This window comes from Massilia sp. CT11-108, assembly GCF_047302915.1.
In the GTDB taxonomy this organism is placed as follows: Bacteria; Pseudomonadota; Gammaproteobacteria; order Burkholderiales; family Burkholderiaceae_D; genus Telluria; species Telluria orientalis.
Window position 1 is genome coordinate 1 of sequence record NZ_JBKYMO010000568.1, and the last position, 3287, is coordinate 3287.

Annotated in this window: 3 protein-coding genes; 1 reads left to right on the plus strand and 2 read right to left on the minus strand. The window is 69.9% G+C overall.

The window, feature by feature from the left end; all coding sequences use genetic code 11:
* Together ACEN88_RS27520 and ACEN88_RS27525 are read right to left on the minus strand one after the other, a co-directional pair.
* On the minus strand, window positions 1-725 hold a 725-nt coding region (locus ACEN88_RS27520; protein WP_413344772.1), incomplete at its 3' end, for an AAA family ATPase.
* The gene (locus ACEN88_RS27525; protein WP_413344773.1) at window positions 722-1972 is read right to left on the minus strand and encodes an exonuclease SbcCD subunit D C-terminal domain-containing protein; all 1251 of its coding nucleotides are present in this window, start codon (window positions 1970-1972) and stop codon (window positions 722-724) included. The genes ACEN88_RS27525 and ACEN88_RS27520, both read right to left, overlap by 4 nt.
* 136 nt (window positions 1973-2108) lie before the next feature.
* Here ACEN88_RS27525 and ACEN88_RS27530 point away from each other — a divergent pair.
* The coding region (locus ACEN88_RS27530; protein ID WP_413344774.1) for a winged helix-turn-helix domain-containing protein at window positions 2109-3287 on the plus strand (1179 nt) is incomplete at its 3' end.

A 3287-nucleotide genomic window follows, 5' to 3' on the forward strand; every position in this document is an offset into this window, starting at 1 on the left:
GACCAGGCGTCGAGGCCGGCGCGCGCGTCCGGGCCGAGCGGCGCCTGGTCCTGCAGGCGCGCCGTCAGGCGGCGCATGGCTTCCTGCTCCACGCGCCAGCGTTCGAAGGCGCGGCGCGAGATATCGCTGTAGACGGCGCTGCCCGTCAGCGTTTCCAGCAGTTCGCCACGCTCGTTCTCGTCGGTACGGAGGAAGGCGGAAAACTCGTTCTGCGCCAGCAGCACGGAGCGCGTGAACTGTTCGAACGAGAGGCCGATGCGGCGTTCGACTTCGGCCAGCACCTCCGTCTTCGTGCCGCCCAGAGGTTGCAGGCCGGGCAGTTGTTGCAGGCTCATCGTGGACGGCTGCAGGGCGCCGGCAGCGCGATTGCGCGAGCGCCGCACGCTCCAGCGCGCCCGGTAGCGCTGCTCGTCGTTGCCGACGAAATCCACTTCGGCGAACGCGTCCGCGGTCCCGCGCCGCATCAGCGTGCGGCGGTCGGCGACGGACAGCGTTTCGTCGCCCACGTCGGGCAGGTAGTTGCCCACGCGCGGTCCCTTGATGAGGCGCGGCGTGGCGTCGTACAGCGCGAGGCACAAGGCGTCCAGCAGGGTACTCTTGCCGGCGCCGGTGGGGCCGCTGATCGCGAACAGGCCGGACGAGACCAGCGGTTCGCTCTCGAAATCGACTTCGAATTCGCCGGCCAGCGAGGCCAGGTTCTTGCCGCCGATGCGCAGGATCTTCATGCGGCCTCCCGGTTCCTGGCGGTGCCATCCGTCGGCAGCAGCAGTTCCGTGAACGCGGCCAGCTGGTCGTCCGGCGCGTCCTCGCCGAAGCGCTGCTGCCACAGGCGGCGGAAGATGTCGTCCGGCTGCAGCTGGGCGAGCTGGTCGAGGCTCAGCGCGGGTTCCACGCCGGCCGTCGTGACCACGCGGCGCGTCGGTTCGATCTTCGCCAGGCGCACCGGCTTGCCTTCCAGTGCCGCCTCGACCTGCGCGCGCAGGCCCGGCTCGGGCGCGTCGAGCAGCACGCGCACTTCCACGTAGGGCCACACGTCGCGCGGCAGGTCCGGCAGGTCGAGGGCGACCAGTTCCGCGATCGCCTGCTTGACGGGCGCCGGGCTCGCCGGCACGCGCAGCAGTTCGACCGCGCGCGGCACGTGCAGAGGTTCGATGGCGGCGGCGCGCGGGCCGTCCAGGTCGATGCGCAGCACCTGGTGCCTGTAGCCGACCTCGGCAAACGACAGGGGGAGGGGACTGCCGGAGTAGCGCAGGTGCTCCTGCTGGCCGACCCGCTGGGCCAGGTGCAGGTGGCCCAGCGCGGCGTAGGCGACGTCCGGGCCGAACATCGACGCGGGCAGGGCCTCGGTGCCGCCGATGACGATGCGCCGTTCGGAATCGGGTGACGCATCCCCGCCGACCATGTGGCAATGGCCCATCGCGAGGATCGCCTGGCCCCCGGTGGCCCGGGCGCGGGCCAGGTCGTACGCCTGCTGGTAGAGCAGCCGGATACCGGCCAGGTAGGCGTCGAACGCGTCGTCGCCCGGCGCCGCGCGTGGCCGCAGGAACGGGATCGCGACGCACCAGGCTTGCACCGCACCGTCCTTGCCGGTCAGCGGCACGATGCAACGCTCCAGGTCGATGCTGCCTGCGGCGTCGCGCACGACGTGCCCCACGACGCGCGTGCCGTGCGCTTCCAGCAGCGGCCCCGGCGCCTCCAGCCGGCCCGGCGAATCGTGGTTGCCGGCGATGATGACGATGTCCAGCTGCGGCGCCCGTGCCCGCGCCTGCTGCAGGAAGCGGTACAGCTGGCGCTGCGCTACGGCGGACGGGTTCGAGGTGTCGAACACGTCGCCCGCGATCAAGAGGGCGTCCGCTTCCTCTGCGACGATCGTGTCGAGCAGCCAGTCGAGGAAGCACTGGTGTTCGTAGGTCCGGTCGAAATTGTGCAGGGTCTGGCCGAGGTGCCAGTCCGATGTGTGCAGCAGCCGCATGGTCGTTAAGAAATCCGCAACAGGGGTTGAGCCAGGGCGCCAACTATATCGCATGCGACGAGATACTGTAAAAAAAACCAGTACTTTTTCGCGGCGACCTGTACAAATGTTGATGAGATGTCATTAGAATGCCGGGATGAATGAACCAATTTTGACGCCTGCTGTCGCTCGAAACCTGCACCTTGCGGCCCAGGGCATGCTGCAGGCGAAACGCGCCCGTGCCACCAAAGCCGATGTCCTGGCCGCGATTCGCCGCATGGGCGTGTTGCAGATCGACACCATCAGCGTCGTCGCGCGCAGCCCGTATCTCGTGTTGTGGAGCCGCGTGGGCGACTATGACCCGGACTGGCTCGACCAGTTGCTGGCCGAGGGCCGGCTGTTCGAGTACTGGGCCCACGAGGCGTGCTTCATTCCGATCGAGGATTATGGCCTGTACCGGCACCGGATGGTCGATCCCGGCTCGCTCGGCTGGAAATACGCGGGGACGTGGCTGGCGTCGCACCGGGACGAGGTCGAGCGCGTGCTGGCGCATATCCGCGCCAACGGGCCGGCCCGCTCGGCCGACTTCGAGCGCACGGACGGCAAGGCCGGCGGCTGGTGGGCATGGAAGCCGGAAAAGCGCGCGCTGGAAGTCCTGTTCACGACGGGTCGGCTGATGATCGCGCGCCGCCAGCAATTCCACCGCGTGTACGACCTGGCGGAGCGCGTGCTGCCCGGCTGGGACGATGCGCGCATGCCGTCGATCGACGCGACGCGGCGGCGGTTCGTGCTGGACGCCGTGCGCGCGCTGGGCGTGGCGAAGGCGGCCTGGATTCCGGACTATCACCGCACGAAGCCGCCGCACCTCGATCCGGCGCGGCTGGCCGACGAGGGCCTGCTGCTGCGCGCCCGCGTCGAGGGCTGGAAGGAGCCCGTGTACGTCCACCCCGACAATGCGGCGCTGCTCGGGCAGGCCGTCGATGGGGGGCTGCAGGCGACGCTCACCGGCGTGCTGTCGCCGTTCGACCCCATCGTCTGGGACCGCCGCCGCGCCCTCGACCTGTTCGGTTTCGACTACCGGCTGGAGTGCTACACGCCCGCCGAGAAACGGCGCTACGGCTATTTCACGCTCCCCCTGCTGCGGCGCGGGGCGCTCGTCGGCCGGGTGGATGCCAAGGCGCACCGCAAGACCGGCGTGTTCGAGCTGAAATCCCTCGTGCTGGAGCCCGGGGTACGTATCAGCGACCGGTTCGTGCGCGACCTGGCCGCGGCGTTCGCCCGCTGCGCGCGCTGGCACGGCGTGCGCCAGCACGACCTGCGGACAGCCGTGCCAGCG